At 46.0% G+C, this 517-nt stretch carries 1 protein-coding gene; it reads left to right on the top strand.

The features are described 5' to 3' along the window. The first annotated feature begins 266 nt into the window (after window positions 1-266). Window positions 267-461, top strand: coding sequence for an HIT family protein (locus JHJ32_RS23295; protein WP_370584570.1), 195 nt, complete (start codon window positions 267-269; stop codon window positions 459-461). Window positions 462-517: the final 56 nt, after the last annotated feature.

Here is a 517-nt window from a genome sequence, read left to right as displayed (position 1 = left end):
AGCTGAAATACGACGATGCGGTAATTTGGCCGTGTAGTGCCGCTGGGAACATAGACGGACTTCGCTGTATTCGCCAAGCGGATGCTGGAAGACTATTTTTACATAGGAACCGATTTGAAGGAAGGGATTTCAAAAGATAAATTCTATGCTGTGATTAATCCGCTGGTGACCATTGCGGCAAACAACGGATTTGAATTTTTGCCTTGGTAGCATGTACATAAAAAATTTTACTGCCATATCTGAAGCGAGAGTGCTCGCCGGGCCATTTGCTTATCATTTCAAATGTCTTGCGGCGAGACTATTTTGATTTGACTGGTGAGGAAAAGCAGCGGTTGCCCGAACTTATTGCCACGGCCCGAAAGTTGATCTTACAGGAGTACCAACCCGAGGGGTTCAATATCGGCATGGATTGCGGCGAGGCCGCGGGCTTTTTAGTCTTTTTTATACACGGAAGCCCATAGTCAATACCGAGTTTGCCATACAAACTGTCTTATATCACGCAATGGCACGAAGTCGT

It is taken from the genome of Parapedobacter sp. ISTM3, from assembly GCF_016533505.1.
Classification (GTDB): Bacteria; Bacteroidota; Bacteroidia; order Sphingobacteriales; family Sphingobacteriaceae; genus Parapedobacter; species Parapedobacter luteus.
This window is presented reverse-complemented; position numbering and strand designations above follow the sequence as displayed.